Source organism: Azospirillum largimobile, assembly GCF_977007025.2.
This window is the reverse complement of the sequence record NZ_CDRMUA020000005.1, coordinates 558500-576588: the sequence shown is the minus strand read 5'-3', so window position 1 is coordinate 576588 and position 18089 is coordinate 558500. Positions and strand designations below refer to the sequence as shown.

The 18089-nt window shown below is 66.2% G+C and carries 14 protein-coding genes and 1 pseudogene; 5 read left to right on the top strand and 10 right to left on the bottom strand.

Going from position 1 to position 18089, the window contains the following annotated elements:
- The 4 genes from ACWPKK_RS27350 to ACWPKK_RS27335 form a co-directional block, all read right to left on the bottom strand.
- Positions 1–3129 (bottom strand): ATP-binding protein (locus tag ACWPKK_RS27350; protein WP_452010749.1); only part of this gene is annotated, 3129 nt, incomplete at its 3' end.
- A 244-nt stretch (positions 3130–3373) separates the two neighbouring features.
- Positions 3374–5239 carry a dihydroxy-acid dehydratase gene (ilvD, locus tag ACWPKK_RS27345; RefSeq protein ID WP_452010747.1) on the bottom strand — a complete coding sequence of 622 codons (1866 nt, stop codon included), beginning with the start codon at positions 5237–5239 and terminating at the stop codon, positions 3374–3376.
- Positions 5240–5463: 224 nt separating this feature from the next.
- Positions 5464–5808, bottom strand: coding sequence for a four-helix bundle copper-binding protein (locus ACWPKK_RS27340; protein WP_452010745.1), 345 nt, complete (start codon positions 5806–5808; stop codon positions 5464–5466).
- Between the two features lie 85 nt (positions 5809–5893).
- On the bottom strand, positions 5894–6373 hold the full coding sequence (locus tag ACWPKK_RS27335) for a DUF2934 domain-containing protein (RefSeq protein WP_452010742.1): 480 nt from the start codon (positions 6371–6373) through the stop codon (positions 5894–5896).
- A gap of 245 nt (positions 6374–6618) precedes the next feature.
- On the opposite strand from ACWPKK_RS27335, the gene ACWPKK_RS27330 reads away from it, so the two are divergent.
- Positions 6619–8244: a hypothetical protein gene (locus tag ACWPKK_RS27330; protein WP_452010739.1), complete on the top strand. Its 1626-nt coding sequence runs from the start codon at positions 6619–6621 to the stop codon at positions 8242–8244.
- Here the strand turns inward: ACWPKK_RS27330 and ACWPKK_RS27325 are convergent.
- Both ACWPKK_RS27325 and ACWPKK_RS27320 read right to left on the bottom strand, forming a co-directional pair.
- Positions 8241–9179: a glycosyltransferase family 9 protein gene (locus tag ACWPKK_RS27325; RefSeq protein WP_452010736.1), complete on the bottom strand. Its 939-nt coding sequence runs from the start codon at positions 9177–9179 to the stop codon at positions 8241–8243. The genes ACWPKK_RS27330 and ACWPKK_RS27325 overlap by 4 nt on opposite strands.
- Complete coding sequence (locus tag ACWPKK_RS27320) at positions 9176–10441, bottom strand: O-antigen ligase family protein (RefSeq protein ID WP_452010733.1); 1266 nt, start codon at positions 10439–10441, stop codon at positions 9176–9178. The genes ACWPKK_RS27325 and ACWPKK_RS27320 overlap by 4 nt, the downstream gene beginning before the upstream one ends.
- 528 nt (positions 10442–10969) lie before the next feature.
- Between ACWPKK_RS27320 and ACWPKK_RS27315 the strand changes: the two genes are divergently transcribed.
- The 3 genes and pseudogenes from ACWPKK_RS27315 to ACWPKK_RS27305 form a co-directional block, all read left to right on the top strand.
- A complete protein-coding gene (locus ACWPKK_RS27315; RefSeq protein ID WP_452010730.1) occupies positions 10970–11836 on the top strand; it encodes a GNAT family N-acetyltransferase in 867 nt (288 codons plus the stop codon).
- 118 nt (positions 11837–11954) lie between these two features.
- Complete coding sequence (locus ACWPKK_RS27310; protein WP_452010727.1) at positions 11955–12992, top strand: DUF262 domain-containing protein; 1038 nt, start codon at positions 11955–11957, stop codon at positions 12990–12992.
- Positions 12993–13123: 131 nt separating this feature from the next.
- Positions 13124–13603 (top strand): annotated as a pseudogene (locus ACWPKK_RS27305) (HEPN domain-containing protein); the annotation flags it as partial.
- A 17-nt stretch (positions 13604–13620) separates the two neighbouring features.
- Here ACWPKK_RS27305 and ACWPKK_RS27300 read toward each other — a convergent pair.
- From ACWPKK_RS27300 to ACWPKK_RS27285, 4 genes are all read right to left on the bottom strand, one after another.
- Entirely contained in the window at positions 13621–14514 is an 894-nt protein-coding gene (locus ACWPKK_RS27300) for a LysR substrate-binding domain-containing protein (RefSeq protein WP_452010724.1), read from the bottom strand.
- A gap of 26 nt (positions 14515–14540) precedes the next feature.
- Positions 14541–15563, bottom strand: a complete 1023-nt coding sequence (locus ACWPKK_RS27295) for a sodium-dependent bicarbonate transport family permease (protein ID WP_452010721.1) — start codon at positions 15561–15563, stop codon at positions 14541–14543.
- A gap of 146 nt (positions 15564–15709) precedes the next feature.
- The gene (locus ACWPKK_RS27290) at positions 15710–15982 is read right to left on the bottom strand and encodes a GNAT family N-acetyltransferase (RefSeq protein ID WP_324864470.1); all 273 of its coding nucleotides are present in this window, start codon (positions 15980–15982) and stop codon (positions 15710–15712) included.
- A 92-nt stretch (positions 15983–16074) separates the two neighbouring features.
- Positions 16075–16782 carry an RluA family pseudouridine synthase gene (locus ACWPKK_RS27285; protein ID WP_452010717.1) on the bottom strand — a complete coding sequence of 236 codons (708 nt, stop codon included), beginning with the start codon at positions 16780–16782 and terminating at the stop codon, positions 16075–16077.
- A gap of 425 nt (positions 16783–17207) precedes the next feature.
- Here ACWPKK_RS27285 and galU point away from each other — a divergent pair, with 425 nt between their 5' ends.
- Positions 17208–18077, top strand: a complete 870-nt coding sequence (galU, locus tag ACWPKK_RS27280) for a UTP--glucose-1-phosphate uridylyltransferase GalU (protein ID WP_324864474.1) — start codon at positions 17208–17210, stop codon at positions 18075–18077.
- The last annotated feature ends 12 nt before the right edge of the window (positions 18078–18089 follow it).

The following is an 18089-nucleotide window of genomic DNA, read 5'->3' as shown; positions in this document are numbered from 1 at the left end:
GAGCATTTTCATTCGACGTGCGGCGCAACGTTCCGCAACACGAGTTAGCAAAAGACTGCGTGCATCCTGTTCCGCTTGTGCCAACATTCGGGTTGCCCCCGCATCCCCACGGGTTTCGACAAACAAAGATTCGGCAGCCAAGGCGCGAGCTTTGGTTAAATAACCAATTCTACCGGTTCTTTGTGCAGAGTCCTGAACCAGCAAAGCTTGACGCCGAGCTTTTGAAAAGTCGCCAATCATCAGACAAGTCTCTCCAAACCACAGGTGGACCTGATGGATGTAGGCATTGGCTTTTTCACTGCGGGCTACAATAAGAGATTCTTCAAACCAATGTATTCCGTCTGAGATTCGACCTCCGAGTACCTGCGCATAACCGGATGCACCCAGCAGGAAAGCCCTATGGAGCCTGGAGTTGATTGCCCCGCAAAGTTCCAGTGCTACCTTGATGCTTGGAAGGGCGTCAGCGTGATTCCCTAAGAGGAGATGGACCAGACCCAAATGTTCGTATGCGAAAAGTCTTGAGAAGTTGTGCATGCTGGCTTCCGCAGCTTCGGCTGCACTGACGGCAGCGGACGTGGCCTCTACATCGTTGCCGATCTCAGCCAAGCTACGCGCGAGATTCGCCAGCACTCCAACCTCGCCGATGGTAGCAAGGCCAAACCGCTCCCGGCGCTGGGTGGTGATCAGCATTTTGCGCGCTATGCCGAGAGTGCGGCAGCTATCGGCGAAGCGACCCTTCTCAGCTAGAACGCCGCCAAATCGCACCAGAAGCTGAATACGCGTGTTCAGATCGAACTTGCCATCGTCTGCCTTCAGGCCCTGCTCACTATATTGGATAGCATCATCAATGTTGCCGTGTGCCCATTCGACGGCCGCCAACATGGAAGACGCTCGAGCATAGCGCCGCACATCCGGGATGGACAAGGACAGCTGCCGAGCCTGATCCAGGAAATCGGCAGTGTTCGTGAGGCCGCGAGGAAGATTGGCGCGTGCCAGGGCGATGGAGCCGTCGATCCGCCGCAGGCGGTTGCGTGGCGTATCCGGGCAGCGGTTCAGTGCATCCAGCGCGTTCCGATAATGACGGCTCGCATCCTCCAGACGGGAGCGCAGTTCGGCCCGCACGCCGGCGCGGCGGCCGAACAGATGGGCGACCGGCCAGTTTTCCGCCATGAAGGCGTGGTGGGCCAGCAGGTCCAGGCGGTTCGGCAGGTCGTGGTCGCGGCGGTGGCGCAACGCCTCCAGAACGCGGGCATGCAGCGCCCGGCGGTCGGACTTGGTCAGGGTGGCGTAGGCGACCTCCTGGATCAGCGCGTGCTTGAAGGAATATTCCAGGTTGGGCAGCAGGCGGGTGCGCAGCACGAATCCGGTGCGCTCCAGATAGGCGAGGCAGTCCGACAGCTTCATCATCGGCATGCCGGTCAGGGCCTGGAGCAGTCCGACGTCGAAGGTCGTGCCGATCACCGCCGCGTTCATCAGCAGCCGGCGCCGTTCCAGCGTCATCAGGTCCATGCGCTCGGCCAGCAGGGCGTGCAGCGTGCGCGGCAGCTTGTGGACCACCAGCGGGTCGATCAGCCGGTAGGCGCCGGGCGTGCCTTCGATGGCGTTGGTGGCCTCCAGCGTGCGCAGGACCTCCTCCAGATAGAGCGGAACGCCCTGGCAGCGGGCGGCGACCTGGGCCTTCAGCTCCACCAGCGACCAGTCCGGTCCCAGCCAATGGGCCAGGAAACTCTGCACCTGTTCTGCCGACAGCATGCCCAGTTCCATGCGCCGGCCGCCCGGCCGGCCGTTCCAGCCCTGCTCCTGCGACTCCGGCCCCAGCGGCGGCGGCCGCCGGGTGGCGAGCAGCAGAAGGCGGGAGCCGGAGCCCGGCAGGGCCTCGGCCAGCCGTTCGAGCAGCCGCACCATCACCGGCCTCGCCCAGTGCGCATCCTCGACAAGAACCAGCAGCGGCCGGCCCACGACGCCGTCCATCGCCTCGCCGGCGGGCTCGGCGCCGTCGGGGCGCCGGAACGGAGCCGCCAATTCCAGCGTCGCGCCCACCAGCCCCTCGATCCCGAGCGACAGATGTTGCGCGGCGTCCAGGCCGGTCCATAGCGGATCCAGGCTCGGCCGGCCGAACAGCGTGCGCACCGCGTCGCCGGCCAGCGAGCCGGAACGGCGCCCGGCCGCTTCGCAGACCCAGTCGATTCCCTGCTCACTGGCGCAGCCGGCCACCTGCTCCGCCAGGCTCAGCGCCACCGCCTCCAGATCGTCCGGATCGGCCAGCCGCCGGATCGGCATCTGCGGCCATTGCAGCAGGGTCCAGCGCCGGCTGCGCGGGTCCCGCAGGAATTCGCCGACAAGGCGCGACTTGCCGATCCCGGCCTCTCCCTGCAGCAGGAGCTGGACCGGCGTCCCGCCCTCCACCGCATCGGCCATGGCGAACAGGGCCGCCACCTCCTGCTCCCGGCCGACACAGGGGGCATTGGTGGCGGACAGCAGGTCGGTGGCGGTGCGGCGCACGGCGCGGGCCCCGTCGAGCAGGAAGGCCGGCATCGGCTCAACCTCCTCCGACAAACGGAGGCTTCCCATCGGGCGCACCGCGACGCCGACCGGGATCAGGTCCAGCGTGTCGCGGGTGAGTTGGGCAGTGTCGGGGGCGGCGCGCTGCTGCAGCTTGGCCGCCATATGCACGCATTCGCCGACCGCCCGGTAATCCGTCCACAGGCCGTTGGTCACCACATGGGCGACCGCATCGCCGGAGCTGATGCCGATGCGGATGTGGAAGATCGGGCGGCCCTGTTCGTCGCGGGTGGCGCTGAGGATGTCCTGGGCGGCCAGACAGGCGCGCAGGGCGTGGTCCTCCTTGGCGCCGGGAGCGCCGAAGGTCGCCAGAAAGCCGTCGCCCAGCATCTGGGTCACCGTGCCCTCGAAACGCGGCACCGCTTCCGTCACGCGGTTCAGGATGGACAGGAGCAGATCGTCGGCGTCTTCGGGATCGCGACCGGCAACCATGGCGGAGGAGCGGACGATGTCGACGAACATCGCCGTCACCACCTTGCGTTCGCGCGGCTTGTCGGCGGACAGGCGCGATGCATCCTGTCCGGGACCGCCGTCGTCGGTCGCTGTGCCCCACATGGCGTCCGCCATGCCCGCCCCCCTCGCGAAAATCGCGTCGGCATATTAGAGCATGCATTTCGAATTTTGCGAACATCCGAGCGATACATCACTCCAAGAAATTCGCGCAGGCGGAAGCTAGCATATCCGTGTATGTAATTCTGCTCAAAAAGAAAGCGCCGCGACTTGCGCGGCGCCTTGATTGTTACTTGTGATGAATGTTTGCCGTGCCTGACTCGGAGAAATATGACACGAGCGCAGGCGAAGGGTCCCCCGCTCAGCGGCGGACGGCGATGTTCTCCACCTGAGTCACGTCGCGCACGGCGCCGCGGTCGGCGCTGGTGGTCAGGGCGGCATAGGCGCGGAGCGCCGGGGAGACCACGCGCTCGCGGCTGGCCGGCTTCCAGGCATCGACGCCCTTGGCGTTCATCGCGTCGCGGCGGCGCTGCATCTCCTCATCGCCGACGGCCAGGCGGATGATGCGGTTGGGGATGTCGATCTCGATGCGGTCGCCGTCCTGCACCAGGCCGATGGCGCCGCCCTGCGCCGCTTCCGGCGAGACGTGGCCGATCGACAGGCCCGAGGTGCCGCCGGAGAAACGGCCGTCGGTGACCAGGGCGCAGGCCTTGCCCAGCCCCTTCGACTTCAGGTAGCTGGTCGGGTACAGCATTTCCTGCATGCCGGGGCCGCCGCGCGGACCCTCGTAGCGGATGACCACCACCTCGCCCGCCTTGACCACGTCGCCCAGGATGCCGGCGACGGCGTCGTCCTGGCTTTCGAAGACGCGGGCCGGTCCGGCGAAGACGAGGTTGGAGGCGTCGACGCCCGCCGTCTTCACGATGCAGCCGTTCTCCGCGATGTTGCCGTACAGCACGGCCAGTCCGCCATCCTGGCTGAAGGCGTTCTCGGCCTTGCGGATCACGCCCTTCTCGCGGTCGAGGTCCAGTTCCGGCCAGCGGCGCTCCTGGCTGAAGGGAACGACGGTCGGGATGCCGCCGGGGGCGGCGCGGTACAGGGTGTGGACGGACTGGTCCTGGGTGCGCATCACGTCCCAGCGGTCCAGCGCCTCGCCCAGCGTCGGGGCATGGACGGTCGGCGCCTCGCGGTTCAGCAGGCCGGCGCGGTCCAGTTCGCCCAGGATGCCGAAGATGCCGCCGGCGCGGTGCACGTCCTCGATGTGGACGTCGGCCACTGCCGGGGCAACCTTGCAGACGTTGGGAACGTGGCGCGACAGCCGGTCGATGTCCGCCATGGTGAAGTCGATGCCGCCCTCCTGCGCCGCGGCCAGGATGTGCAGCACGGTGTTGGTCGAGCCGCCCATGGCGATGTCCAGCGTCATCGCGTTCTCGAACGCCGCCTTGCTGGCGATGCCGCGCGGCAGGGCGGTGGCGTCCTCCTCCTGATACCAGCGGCGGCAGAGGTCGACGGCGAGGCGGCCGGCGGCGAGGAACAGCTCCTTGCGGTCGGCGTGGGTGGCCAGGATGGTGCCGTTGCCGGGCAGCGACAGGCCCAGCGCCTCGGTCAGGCAGTTCATCGAGTTGGCGGTGAACATGCCGGAGCAGGACCCGCAGGTCGGGCAGGACCCGCGCTCCATCTCCGCCGCCTCCTCGTCGGAGACGGTCGGGTCGGCGGCGGCGACCATGGCGTCGATCAGGTCGACCGACTTGACCTTGCCGCGCCACTTGACCTTGCCGGCCTCCATCGGGCCGCCGGAGACGAAGACCGCCGGGATGTTCAGCCGCATCGCGGCCATCAGCATGCCGGGGGTGATCTTGTCGCAGTTGGAGATGCAGACCAGCGCGTCGGCGCAATGGGCGTTCGCCATGTATTCGACCGCGTCGGCGATCAACTCGCGCGAGGGCAGGCTGTACAGCATGCCGCCATGGCCCATGGCGATGCCGTCGTCCACCGCAATGGTGTTGAACTCCTTCGCCACGCCGCCGGCCTTCTCGATCTCGCGCGCCACCAGCTGCCCCAGATCCTTCAGGTGGACGTGGCCGGGGACGAACTGGGTGAAGGAATTGGCGATGGCGATGATCGGCTTGCCGAAATCGCCGTCCTTCATGCCGGTCGCCCGCCACAGGCCGCGCGCGCCCGCCATGTTGCGGCCGTGGGTGGAGGTGCGGGAACGGTAGTGCGGCATGGATCGGTCCTCAGCTGGTCGATTTGGGCGAGTTGGCGAAAGGAATGGAACGAAACGGGTGGGCACCTTAGCAATCTCCTGTCGCCCGCGCCAGAGGCGCGATCCTGTCGCGGACGCCAGAGGCGCGACGGCGGCGTTGCCCTGCCATGCACGCCGTGAGGACTGCGGCGACGAAGGGCGTGGAGGAGTGCTTGTGCCGGAGCGCCCGAACCGGCCGGCGTCCGTTATGCCGCCATGTGCGACATGGCCCGGCAGCTTTCGGCGCAGCGGCGGCACATGTCGGCGCAACGCTTCATCATCGGGTCGTCGGCCATGCGGTCGCAGTCGTCGGCGCAGGCCGCGCAGATCTCTGCGCAGGCGCCGCAGGTGAGATGGTGGAAGCGAGAGCCGCGGATCATGAAATCGGCGCTGGTGCGGCAGATGTCGACGCAGTCCAGCATCAGGCGGATATGCCCGGCCTCCGCATGTGCCCCGCCCTTGTTCAGGCAATGCGCGACGGTTTCCAGGCAGATCGTGTGGCAGTCGGTGCAGTTGCGGATGCAGTCGTCCATCGACGGCAGGACGGACATGGCAGGTCCTCCGGGGAAGGTTGCAGGATAAACCTGACAACCGGCCCCGGCGCCGCAGGGTTCCGTGATGGATGGGGGACTGGGCTCAGCCGGCCGAGGCGGTCTTGCCGTTGTCCTTCTTCGTGGCACGCGGCGGCTTGGCTGGAGGAGCCTTGGCGGCCGAAGCCTTGGTGGCGGATTTTGGCGGCGCTTTCGCATCGGGAGCTTTGGCGGGAGCGGCCTCTTCCGGCGGGCTTGCGGCGGCCTTCGACTTCGCAGGCTGCTTGGCGGATGCTTTCGCCTTTGGTTGTGCGGCAGGAGCGGGCTGGGCTTCCGCCGGGGCCTTCGCGACCTCCGACAGGGATTCGGCGGCGGCCCGGGTGCTCTTGCCTGCGTTTTTGGAGGTGCCGGTCCTCTTGCGCGACCCGGCGACCTTCTCGGTCGGCTCCAGCGCGCTGGCGCCACGGATTTCCGCTTCCGCCTGGGCCCAATGGTCGGCATCCCGGCCTTGCGGGTGGCCTTCGCTTTCCCACAACTCATGGGCGCGGCGTCGGATACGCTCCTGGATGTCGTCGGTATCGGCCATCGAGTCCCCCATTTGTCTGCCCGGCGGGTCTGCCATACCGTATTTTGTGGCAGCGACCCGCCAACGTTGCAAAGCCACTCGTGCGAGGCACCACGAAAGAGGCGGAGACTCCCGACTCCGCCGTTCCATGAGGGCAACACCGTGGAATCGGAGTGGTTCCCGAAGAGAGGCGTGAGACGGTTCCCAACCGGCGCATTCCATGCCACAAGGCGCCCGCCGACCTGAACCGTGAGCGCAGGAAGCCGATGACGCCCGTTCCCTCCACCGCCCGTCCGTCCCTTTTCGACCGCGTCGCGGCGGCGCCCTGGTGGCTGCTGTGTGCCGGGCTCGCCGCGGCGATGGCGCTGTCGATCCTGCTGGTGGGGTTCCGGCTGCCTTACTGGGTACATTCCGACCAGGATCTGGTGCTGGCCTATCATGGGCTTCTGTTCGGCGACGGGCTGCCGCAGGAGTATTTCGACCATCCCGGCTACGGCTATTTCCTGGTAATCGACGTCTGGTACCGTCTGCTGCATGCGGTTGGGCTGCTGCCGGTCGCCACCCTGTCGGCCCTGCCGCCGGGCAGCGACGTCGCGGCGACGCAAGCCGTGTGGCAGTCGCTGATCCAGGCCGGGCGGGCGCTGTCGATCCTGCTGACAGCCGCCTTCGCCGTCAGCTACACCACCCTGCTGCGCGGGCTGGTGGGCGACCGGCGGGTGGCGCTGCTGGCCGGCATCCTGCTGGCCTTCGGCGTCGGACTGACGGCGCAGGGGCGGCAGATGCGCACCGACCTGCTGTCGGCCGGCTTCGTCGTGCTGGGCCTGCTGCTGGTCCTGCGGGCGGTGCGGCCGGCCGATGGCAGGCAGTGCGGTGGAACGTCGCTCATACAGTTGGCGCTGGGCGGTTTGCTGGTCGGGCTGGCGATGGTGACCAAGGTGCAGGCGGTCTTCCTGGCAATGGGGCTGCCGGTGGCGGCGATCCTGTTCGGGCAGCGTGCGGAGCCGGACGTCGCGCCGGGCAAGGGCTGGGGCGTGGCGGCGCTGGTCGGGCTGCTGGCGGCCGCGGCGGCGGTGCCGGCCTTCGGGCTGATCCAGGCGGGGCTGGCCGGCTGGGGGCGGGCGGTCTATCCCTACACCCCCGTCGGCGGCGGGCTGTCGGGCGGCGGCTATCAGAGCATTGTCGCCGGCTGGGTGCTGGTCGGCATCCTGGTCCATGCGGTGGTCCATCGGGTGCCGGCGAGCCGCACGGTCGCCGGGGCCGCGGCGGTGCTGCTGGGGTTGGCGGCCGGGCTGCTGGCGCTCGACATCCGCTGGAACGAGCAGAACGCCATCGCCGTGGCGAACTTTGTCGAGCACATGTTCGTCTTCTCCTCCTGGCGGCATGGCGCGGCGCTGCAGGGCCAGGGGAACGTGGTGGGGCAGGGGACGCTGGCGCTGCTGCTGGCGGGCATCGGCCGTACGCTGGCGATCCGCACCATCGTCCTTCACCCCGACAACATCCCGCAGACCATCATCGTGGAGTGGTTCGCCATCGCCGGGGCGGTGGTGCTGTGGCGGCGCGGGCAGAGGCTGCCCGCCGCGCAGGCGCTGTTCCTGCTGCTGGTGGCCTGGGGGCTGGAGGCCCTGTTCTCGCTGCGCGGCTTCCAGCGCGCCTATGCCGCCTACACCGACCCGCTGGCGATTCTGTCGGCCGCCTGGGTGCTGGCGCGGATGCCGGAGCTGCTGGACCGGGCGAAATCACGGCGCTGGGTCCTGGGGGGCGTGGCGCTGGTGGTGGTCGCGGCCCATGCCTGGCCGATCATCGAGACCCGCCGCCTGCCCAACCCGGTGACCCATTGCGAGTGGATCCCGATCTACATGCCCAAGGTGGCGCCGTTCCCCTTCTGCCGTTAGGCGCTGTCCCCGCCACGGGCGCGGTCCAGCGCTTCGACCACGCCGGCGCTGTCGATGTCGGCGAAGTCGGGGCGGTGGTGGATCAGCACGCGCGGGCCGGTGCTGTGGATCGGGTTGGACGCGTCGGAGAAGACGACCACGGTGGGACAGCCGACCGCAGCGATCAGGTGGGTCGGGCCGGTGTCGTTGCCCACCGCCCCCCAGGCCCGGCGTGCCAGCCCGCCCAGTTCCGGCACGCTGGTCCGGTCGGTCAGGTCGACCGCCTGCGGGCAATACTCCGCGATGGAACGGGCGAGGTCGCGCTCGATGCCCGTGCCGATCACCGCCGGCACGATGCCGCGGTCTGCCAGCGCCGCCGCCACCTCGGCATAGCGGCGCACCGGCCAGCGCTTGTCCGGCCGTCCGGGGGAGGAGCCGGGGACCAGCAGGGCGAAGCGCTCCGGCAGGCCGAATTTCGAGATGTCGGCGTCGAGCCAGGACAGGTCCGGCGTCTCGTCCGGCACGATGCCGAAGGGCGCGAGCTGGCGGACATAGCGCTCGCGCACCGGCACCTTGCGCCGCCCCTCGTAACGGTCGGGATGGGAGGCGCCATGGGCGGTGCCCGACCATTCCGGCCAGGGGCCGGGGAACAGCAGGCGGTGGTACAGGTCGGTGCGCGTCTGCGCCTGGAGGTCGTAGACCCGGTCGAAGCGGTGGGCGCGCAGAACCTTGCGGATCGCCAGATAGGCCGACAGCGAGCGGTCGCGCGGATCCTCCAGCACCTCGTCGAACAGGCCGCTCATGCGGGCCAGCGGGGCGAGCGAGGGCAGGGTCAGCAGGGTGATCCGGTCGCCCGCATGGTGGCGGCGGATGGCGGCGAAGGCGGTCTGGGCCAGGAAGAAGTCGCCGAAGGCGCCCAGCTTGATGACCAGGATGCGGAGCGGGCGCTTGCTCATCGTGTCTGTTCCCCGATACGGGCCGCAAGCCGCAGCATCAGCGCGGCGGCCAGGAATCCGGACATCCACCAGGGCTGCCAGATGCCGTAGGCGGTGCTGCCCATCGCCAGCGCCGCGGCGAACAGCGCCAGAGCGAAGGGTTGGGCGCGGCGGTCGAGCCGGGCGGTGGCGGCCAGCAGCATCAGCAGCACGGCCAGCGCCAGCGCCGCGCCCACCGCACCGGTCTCCAGCCAGACCTGAAGGAAGGCGTTGTGGGGGTGCAGCGGCAGCAGGCTGTCGCCGATCGGCGAGAACTCCGACATCGCCCCTTCCGGCGGCAGCGAGCGCGAGGCGTCGATGCCCTGGCCGAACACCGGCGTGCGCAGCGTGCGCTCCGCCGCATGGCCCCAGATCTCCACCCGGTGCTGGGCGGAGCGGAACAGCAGGCCGGAATGGTCGAGGTCGAGCGGGCCGGAGAACAGCAGGGCGGCGGGCAGCACCAGCAGGAAGGCGGCGCTGACCGCGGCGGCGAACAGCCGGCGGGTCCAACGGGCGGACGCCTGAGCGGCTGCCAGCGTGACCAGCCCGGCGGCGATGCCGAGCATGGCCGACCGGCTGGTCAGCGGCAGGCAGGCCAGCGCATAGCCCACCGGCATCAGCAGCGCCGGCGCCCGGCGTCCGAAGCGGTCCATCGCCAGGGCGGCCGGCCAGACCAGCAGGCAGAGCAGCGCCGCCGTCCGCTTCGGCACATTGCCGTTCAGCAGGTTGGGCAGCTGGTCGTCGGGGACGCCGTTCCACCAGCGGTTCAGCGGGAAATCCAGCGCTGCCTCGACTGCGAACAGCAGCCCGCCGGCCAGCCCGCCGGCCAGGAACAGCCCGGCCAGCCGCCGCACCTCCGCCGCCGGCAGCCCGGCGATCCAGGCGCCGCCGGCCAGCGCGCCGAGCGCGATGTATCCGATCTCCCCCACCGTCGCCGCCGCGCGGTCGGACGGGCTCCACAACGAGGTGGCCAACGCCAGCGCCAGGAAGGCGGTGACCGCCGCGACCGCAGGCGTCAGCCGCAGGATACGCCCGAACGCGCCCTGCCGCGCCAGCCCGGCCAGCGACAGCAGCAGCACCAGGATCGCCCACACCGGCAGCCCGCGCGGCGCGACCGCGGCCAGCGGCCCCAGCAGCAGGGCCGCTACGCCGGCCAGCACCCGCAACATGGCGTCGATCCCGGCGGCGGGCGCCGAGGTCGGGGCGGAACGGGACGTGGCGAGGTCCGGGGAGTTGGCGGGCATGGACTCGGAGGGGATCAGCGGAAACCGGCGGGGACTTAACCGCACTCCCGCCGCGAAAGCAACGGCGCGCGGTCCCCGCCCGTGGGGCGCCGGGTGGGACGTTTGAAACAGCGTGAAACAGGGTTGCGGCTGGCGTTCCACTGTTTCATCCGACGGCGGAGGGGCGCGCAGGCGGTGCGGGACTGAACATTTGAAACGCCGTGAAACAGGAATCCGGGCGGTGTTCCATTGTTTCATCGGGTGGCGGAGCGGCGTGAGGATGGTGCATGGCGGTCCCTTCCCAACGGCTGGCAGGACGATGTTCCTATCATGGATGTCGGCCGGTGGGAAAAGGGTGGGTGAAAATTCGCGTGCCTCTCTTTCCCCAGGGGGGCGGGGTGGGTGGGAAGCGCGGCGGGCTCTTTGCGAAAACTCTGCGGCGCATCCCCCTCACCCTAACCCTCTCCCCGGGGGGAGAGGGGATCCTTTCCGTGCGGCGTGTTGATGGTTACGCTGTGTCCTATGGGGACGCGTTCGAAGAGGGCCGAGATGCTGGGAACCGAAGAGCAGGAGACCGACGGCTACCGGGTCCGCGTGATGAGCCGGGCCGAGCTTGATCTGGCCGTCGATTGGGCGCGGGCGGAGGGCTGGAACCCCGGCCTGAATGACGCCGGCGCCTTCCATGCCGTCGATCCGGCCGGCTTCCTGGTCGGGCTGCTCGACGGCCGGCCGGTGGCCTCGCTGTCGGTCGTGCGGTATCCCGGCAGCTTCGGTTTCCTCGGATTCTACATCGTGCGGCCGGAGGCGCGCGGGCGGGGCTATGGCTGGCGGCTGTGGCAGGAGGGGCTGCGCCATCTGGAGGGCTGCACCGTCGGCCTGGACGGCGTGGTCGCCCAGCAGGAGAACTACCGGAAATCCGGCTTCGCCCTGTCCCACCGCAACATCCGCTTCGGCGGCACGGTGCCGGATGGCGCGGAAGGGCGGACGACGCTGGTGAATGCCCGGACGGTGCCCTTCGACCGGCTGGCGGCGCTGGATGCGGACCTGTTCCCGGCGCCGCGCCCCGGTTTTCTCGCCAACTGGATCGCCCTTCCCGGCGCCACGGCGCTGGCGGCGGTGAGCGGTGGCGACCTGACCGGCTTCGGGGTGATCCGCCCCTGCCACAGCGGTTTCAAGATCGGCCCGCTCTATGCCGCCGACGCCGGGGTGGCGCGGGATCTGGTGCTGGCGCTGGGCCGGGCGGCCGGCGAGGGGCCGGTGTTCCTCGACGTGCCGGAGCCGAACGGAGCGGGCTTGCGGATGGCGGAGGAGTTGGGGCTGTCGCCGCAGTTGGAGACGGCGCGGATGTATCTGGGCCCAGCGCCGGTGACCGATCTGGCGCGGGTGTTGGGAGTTACAACTCTGGAGTTAGGATAATGGGTGGGTGTGCCGATATTCGCGCATATATTGTTTTGACCTCGCTTCTTCCTGTTGCGATAAACGCACAGCCATGCCAACCTCCTGATTCTGGGATTGATAGTAGGGATTTTAGATAATGGCGCAAGCATCGACCTTGAGCTTGAACACCGTTGATTATCCTTTTGAAACTCTCGTTCAAAGAGCAAAGGCAGATCCTCCTAAGTTAATTTTGGATCCAGATTTCCAGAGAAAGTATAAGTGGGATAAAGATGGATGGGTCCGTGCTTCTAAGTTCATCGAATCTTGTCTAATGAGAATCCCGCTTCCCTCCTGCTATTTCGCTGAGACAGATGGCGGCGCCCATCTGGTTATTGATGGAGTCCAAAGAATAACTACCGTGCTGCGTTTCTTTAATGATGAGTTTGCTCTTGAGGAAATGACCGCTTTTCCAGATCTTGAAGGAAAGAAATTCTCGCAGCTCGGGAGCTATAAATCCGACTTGGAGTCAACAACCATAAGATGCATTATTTTACGTAGAGAGAACCCAGATGAGCTGATAACAGAAATTTTTGCTCGCTTGAACCAGGGAGCTGTTACTCTGTCTGATCAAGAGATTAGGCATGCCTTGTATTCAGGTAATTTTGACAAAATGCTGCAATCTCTAGCGAAAAACGAGATAATAAGAAATTTTGGTCTTGGAAAGGAAGGGAAGAGCAAAAGAGATGGGCGAGAGGGCGAAGAATTAGTTTTGAGGTTCTTTTCATTTTATGAGGCGTCAGAAAAATACGAAGGGAATTTGTCTAAATTCCTCGATAGGTATATGAAAAGGGCTTCTAAATATAGTGATGCAAAGCTTAAAAAGCTTCGGTCAGCATTTAACAATAGCCTTGAGGCATGTCTTATCATTTTTGATAAGTCAGAAATATTCTCTGATATCAGCAAAGATAGGAGGCGGCAAGGTGTTGTGTACTATGACCTTCTGATGAGTACCCTTGGAAAGATTGATCACGATGTTTTGAGAGCGAAAAGAGAAGAAGTTCGGTCTGCTTTTATTGATCTGTGCAACTCTGATGAGTTTAGCCGTTCTACAGCTGGAGGTCTTCAGAGAAAATCTTCCATCAATAAGCGTAACCATGACTGGAGCATAAAGTTACAGGAGGCTATTCGTGATTGATGTCTCTGTTCTTGGTTCTTTTCATCGGCAATTTGATGATTTAATTGCGGTAGCAAACGAGTCGAACAGTAGAGTGATTAGGGAAGATGCAGATCCTCTATTTTCCCAATACTTGAACTTTTTTTACCAAATCATACGTTGTTAGCGCATGCTCAATATTGGAAGCTTTTGTTCAAGATTTGGCATTCAAGTATATGACTATAATTCAGCAGAGAGTAAATCAGTCGAATATACCGCACAACCTAGTTTTGTGGAGCACGCTAGGTAATAAAAACAAGGGCGGTAACAATGAAGATCAAAAGGGTTTCGCTTTTAAGCCGTTCTCAATAAGTACAACAAGAAAAGAAATTTCAGATATGGTGTCTGGGAATTTCTACAAGACTATTAAAGCCTTTGAAAGGGTTGGGGTTAATTTGGAAGATGATGAGGAATTTAAGGGTTTCAAGGATATAATATCATCAACAATAGAAAAAAGGAATATGATTGTTCATCATAACGACGACGCATCGGACATTAGCATGTTGGATGTAGTAAGGATAGTTGAGATATTCAAAAACTACTCATCGGCTATATACCGGATTGTGTGCGCAAGTCCCCATCTTAATCAATAATATAATGCTTATCTGTCTCACCCCGCCGCCGTCTTCTCCAGCGAGCGGATGATGTGTTCGGCCAGCAGGTCCACCGCCTTGGGCAGGGGGCCGGGCTGGCGGTAGAGGGCGGTTTCGATGTCGGGCAGGTCGGGCAGGTCATGTTCGGCGTTCACGATGTGGAAGCCGGGGGCCAGCATGTCCTTCGGCAGGATGGTGACGCCAAGCCCGGCCGTCACCGCCGCCTTGATGCCGGCGAGGCTGGGGCTGGTGTAGGCCATGCGCCAGGGGCGGCCGCGGGCGTCGAGCGCATCGATGGCACGCTTGCGGTGGATGTCCGGCGGCGGGGCGAGGACCAGCGGGACCGGGGCGCCCGCATCGAGGATCAGGCGGTCGGACGCCACCCAGAACAGCGGCTCGCGCCAGACCTTCACGCCGCCGGCCGGCCCCTGCGGTTCGCGCTTGCACAGCACGAGGTCGTATTCGCCGCGGGAAAAGCGGTCGAGCAGGTTGACGGTGAAGTCGCACTGCACCTCCAGCGCCACCTGGGGATGGGCGCGGGAGAAGCGCCACAGCACGTCGGGCAGATGGGCGGTGGCGAAATCCTCCGGCGTGCCGAGGCGCACCACGCCGCCCACCTCCGGCTCCATCAGCAGGGCGCAGGCCTCGCCCGCCATGTCCAGCAGGCGGCGGGCATAGGTCAGCAGCACCTCGCCGTCGGGGGTCAGGTCCAGGCCGCGGCCCTCGCGCAGGAACAGGCGCTTGCCCAGCCCGTCCTCCAGCCGCTTGATCTGCAGGCTGATGGTGGACTGGGTGCGGCCCAGCCGCTCCGACGCCCGGGTGAAGCCGCCGCTGTCCACGATGGTCACGAAGGTGCGCAGCAGGTCGAGGTCGAAGGGCGGCAGCGGAGCGGGCATGGCGGTCGCCGTCATGGTGGTGTTGGTTCCGGCTCGGCCGGTCAGCTCAGCACCGCCCGGCTCACTGCGAGGTAGAGTGGAATACCGACGAGGATGTTGAAAGGAAATGTGATGCCCAGCGACAGCGGAAGCGACAGGCCCGGCTCCGCCGTCGGCAGGGCGTGGCGCAACGCGGCCGGCACCGCGATGTAGGAGGCGCTGGCGCACAGCGTCACCAGCAGGGCGGCGTCGCCGAGGCCGAGCCCCAGGGCGGCGGCGGCGGCAAGCCCGATGACCGCGCCGACCAGCGGCATGACGATGCCGAAGGCGATCAGCCGCGGGCTGAGCGACGCCGCTTCCCGCAGCCGGGAGGTGGCGAGGTAGCCCATCTCCAGCAGGAACAGGCACAGCACGCCGTCCCAGGGGGCGATGAACAGGCCGTGCAGGCTCTGCAGGCCTGGCTTGCCGATGACGAGGCCGACCAGCAGCGATCCGGCCAGCAGCAGGACGGAGCCGTTGAAGGCGGCCTCGCGGATCGCGTCCTTGATCGAGCCGCCCTGGGCCGGTTCACCGCCGCCGGTCCCGCCCAGCGGAACCGAGATGGTGGCGCCGTTGCCGCCCGCCGCAACGCCAGACGCCATGCCGGTGGCGCCCGCCAGCAGCAGGCCGCTGACGATGGCCGGGGCTTCCATGATCGCCAGCGCCGCAACCATGTGGCCGCCGAAGGTGACGCCCTGGCTTTCCAGCAGCTTGGTGGCGGTGACGAAGGTGACGAGGCTGACCGATCCGTAATGGGCGGCGATGGCGGCCGAATTGACCTGATCCAGCCCGGCCACCGAGCGCAGAAGGCCAAAGCCCAGGATCGGCATCAACAGGCTGAGCAGCGCGGCCGTCAGCAGGAGCGGCAACACGGCGCCCACATCGGCGCCGGCCAGGGCGACGCCGCCCTTCAAGCCGATGGCGACCAGCAGATAGGCGGCAAGCGCCTTGCCGAAGCCCTCCGGGAATGGAATGCGCGCACCGGTCAGCGCGATCGCGGCGCCAAGGCCGAAGAACAGAATCGGTGCGGACAGCAGCGCGTCCATAATGGATCATCCCTCGTCATAATCGTCAGCGCGGGCCTTGCCGCACTGCGGCAGCCCTTGGCCGGACGCTAACGAGGGATAGGGCCAATAGGAAATTGATAGTTTTCGGCACTTCCATTGATTTTCTCAATGGATAGCTGGACGCCTCACGCCAGAAGGTCGTCCTGCCGGTTGCGGCGCATCCACATGGCGGCGTAGCTGCACAGGGGGACGATCTTCAGCCCCTCGGCACGGGCGGCCTCCATCACGCCTTCCATCAGGCGGCCGGCGGCGCCGGTGCCGCGCAGCGAGGGCGGGGCCTCCACATAGGAAATCACCAGGGTGCGGCCGTTGCGGCGGTAGTCGGCGTAGACCGTCTGGTTGCCGACCGCCAGTTCGAACCGGTTCATGGCGTGGTTGTCGGTGACCGCCTGTCCCATCCTGATCGCTCCGTCGGTTGTGGGGGGCCTTGTCCTTTAACAGTGGGATGTGGCGGATAAGGCGGCAGTCCCCCTTTTGCGCGGGAGCGCCCTTACTCTCCCTGCCAGCCGCAGGCGGACAGCGCGACCTGCATATGCAGCGGTGCCGGGGCGACGGCATCGACCGCCGCATATTCGAAGGCCATGCGGAAGGCGACGGAGCGGGCCAGCAGGTGCAGGTTGCCGGGGGGCAGGCGTTCGGGGCCGTAGAAGGGCTCCCCCACCAGCGGGCAGCCGATGGCGGCGCAATGGACGCGGATCTGGTGGGTGCGGCCGGTGCGCGGGCGAAGCTCCAGCCAGGAGCGGCCATCGGCGCTGGTGCCCAGGACGCGGTAGTCGGTGACCGCCGGCTGGCCGGCCGGATCGGGCAGGATGGTCCAGGACGAGCGGCCGGCGCCAGAGGCGGATTTGGGCTCTATCCTTTTCAGCAGCGGCAGGTCGATAACGCCGGACCCGGTCTCCGGAATGCCGTCGGCGACCGCCCAATAGGTCTTCTCGACATGGCCGGCGGCGAACATCTGGCCGAGCCGTTTCAGCGCCCAGGGGGTGCGGCCCAGGATCAGGCAGCCGGCGGTGTCGCGGTCCAGCCGGTGGGCGAGCTTCGGCGGCTCCCCGTCGGGTTCGCCGAGGAATGGCAGGTAAAGCTCCAGATGGTCGGTGATCCGTCCGGCCTTGTGGACGGCCAGACCGGCCGGCTTGTCGATGACGAAGCAAAGCTCGTCCTGATGGAGCACGCGGGCGCGCAGCGAGTCGGGGGTCATGGGCCGCAACATGGCCGCCGCCGTGCCTCTCGCGCAAGGGCCGCGAACCGCGTGTCATACGGAAAGCGGGCTCGTTCAGCGATGCGGGAATGATGACGGGGCGATGGAGCAGCGCCGGCAGCGGCACGGTGTCGCGCCTTTGATTTTCCGTCCTTTTACAAGCGTTACTGCCTATGAGAAAGGTCCGGTGCGGCTTCGGACCTTGCGGATAAAGATCGGCCGGAATGAGGACATTCGGCCGGTTTTCATTTGATTTCGGCCGCCGGGACTAGCCTTTTGCCCGGTCTCGGAAGGTTTGTTGCGCAGTCGCGGAAGGCGTGGCAGAAAGCCCGGGAACACGGTCGTGCTTCCGCCGGCTCCGCTTGCGGTCGGGCAATGCCGTGGGACCATGGATTTGACTTCGCCTCAACCACAAGAGACGTCCAATGCGGAAACCCGTGCGCAAGGTGGTGTTCCCGGTCGCCGGTCTCGGCACGCGCTTCCTGCCGGCCACCAAGGCCATCCCGAAAGAGATGCTGCCCCTGGTCGACCGCCCCCTGCTGCAGCACGCCGTCGAAGAGGCGCGCGCCGCCGGCATCGAGGATTTCGTTTTCGTCACCGGCCGTTCCAAGCGCGCCATCGAAGACCATTTCGACGCCGACACCGAACTGAACCGCACGCTTGAAGAGCGCGGCAAGATGGATGCGCTGGAGGAGGTCCGCCACAGCGAGATCGCTCCCGGCCGCTGCTTCTACACCCGCCAGCAGGTTCCGCTGGGCCTCGGCCACGCCGTGTGGTGCGCCCGCGCCCTGATCGGCAACGACCCGTTCGCCATCGTGTTGCCCGACGACTTCGTCCAGGGCAAGACCCCCTGCCTGAAGCAGATGGTCGAGGCGTACGAGGAGGTCGGCGGCAACATCGTCGCCGTCGTCGACGTGCCGCGCGAACGCACCAGCAGCTACGGCATCCTGGACGTCGAGAAGGACGACGGCCGTCTGGCCACCGTCCGCGGCCTGGTGGAAAAGCCGAAGCCCGCCGAGGCGCCGTCGACCCTGTCGATCATCGGCCGCTACATCCTGCAGCCGGAAATCTTCGACCATCTGGAAAAGCAGCAGCGCGGCGCCGGCAACGAAATCCAGCTGACCGACGCCATGGCCAACCTGATCGGCAACCAGCCGTTCCACGGCCTGCGCTTCGAAGGCACCCGCTACGACTGCGGCGACAAGGTCGGCTTCATCGAGGCGACGGTCGCCCACGCGCTGAACCGGCCGGACATGGCCGACAAGGTGCGCGAGATGCTGCGTAAATATTGCTGACCGACGGGCAGC

What these genes read in the sequence shown, in the direction of transcription:
- ilvD (WP_452010747.1), bottom strand. Translation starts at nt 5,239, where the DNA reads ATGCCGCACTACCGTTCCCGCACCTCCACCCACGGCCGCAACATGGCG.
- ACWPKK_RS27340 (WP_452010745.1), bottom strand. Translation starts at nt 5,808, where the DNA reads ATGTCCGTCCTGCCGTCGATGGACGACTGCATCCGCAACTGCACCGAC.
- ACWPKK_RS27335 (WP_452010742.1), bottom strand. Translation starts at nt 6,373, where the DNA reads ATGGCCGATACCGACGACATCCAGGAGCGTATCCGACGCCGCGCCCAT.
- ACWPKK_RS27330 (WP_452010739.1), top strand. Translation starts at nt 6,619, where the DNA reads ATGACGCCCGTTCCCTCCACCGCCCGTCCGTCCCTTTTCGACCGCGTC.
- ACWPKK_RS27325 (WP_452010736.1), bottom strand. Translation starts at nt 9,179, where the DNA reads ATGAGCAAGCGCCCGCTCCGCATCCTGGTCATCAAGCTGGGCGCCTTC.
- ACWPKK_RS27320 (WP_452010733.1), bottom strand. Translation starts at nt 10,441, where the DNA reads ATGCCCGCCAACTCCCCGGACCTCGCCACGTCCCGTTCCGCCCCGACC.
- ACWPKK_RS27315 (WP_452010730.1), top strand. Translation starts at nt 10,970, where the DNA reads ATGCTGGGAACCGAAGAGCAGGAGACCGACGGCTACCGGGTCCGCGTG.
- ACWPKK_RS27310 (WP_452010727.1), top strand. Translation starts at nt 11,955, where the DNA reads ATGGCGCAAGCATCGACCTTGAGCTTGAACACCGTTGATTATCCTTTT.
- ACWPKK_RS27300 (WP_452010724.1), bottom strand. Translation starts at nt 14,514, where the DNA reads ATGACGGCGACCGCCATGCCCGCTCCGCTGCCGCCCTTCGACCTCGAC.
- ACWPKK_RS27295 (WP_452010721.1), bottom strand. Translation starts at nt 15,563, where the DNA reads ATGGACGCGCTGCTGTCCGCACCGATTCTGTTCTTCGGCCTTGGCGCC.
- ACWPKK_RS27290 (WP_324864470.1), bottom strand. Translation starts at nt 15,982, where the DNA reads ATGGGACAGGCGGTCACCGACAACCACGCCATGAACCGGTTCGAACTG.
- ACWPKK_RS27285 (WP_452010717.1), bottom strand. Translation starts at nt 16,782, where the DNA reads ATGACCCCCGACTCGCTGCGCGCCCGCGTGCTCCATCAGGACGAGCTT.
- galU (WP_324864474.1), top strand. Translation starts at nt 17,208, where the DNA reads ATGCGGAAACCCGTGCGCAAGGTGGTGTTCCCGGTCGCCGGTCTCGGC.